General features: G+C 19.2%; 1 protein-coding gene. It reads right to left on the reverse strand.

Annotated features, from left to right (window positions below):
• A partial coding sequence (locus MTCD1_RS23900) for a hypothetical protein (RefSeq protein ID WP_200818734.1) occupies positions 1-229 on the reverse strand: 229 nt, incomplete at both ends.

Raw genomic sequence — 229 nt, forward strand, 5'->3', positions numbered from 1 at the left:
TTTTTGTTGTTTTTTTTTTTTCTATTTTCTCTTTCTTTTTCTCTTCTTTTTTCTTTTTTTTTCCTGCTCTTCGGTTTCTTTTTCTTTTTTTTTTTTTTCTTTTTTTTCTTTTTTTTTCTTTTTTTTTTTTTTTTTCTTCTTTTTCTTTTTTTTTCTTTTTTTCTGTTTCTTTCTCTTTTTTTCTTTTTCTTTCTTTTCTTTCTTTTTTTTTTTCCCTTTTTTTCCTCTC

This window comes from Colwellia marinimaniae (assembly GCF_002207865.1).
Taxonomy (GTDB): domain Bacteria; phylum Pseudomonadota; class Gammaproteobacteria; order Enterobacterales; family Alteromonadaceae; genus Colwellia; species Colwellia marinimaniae.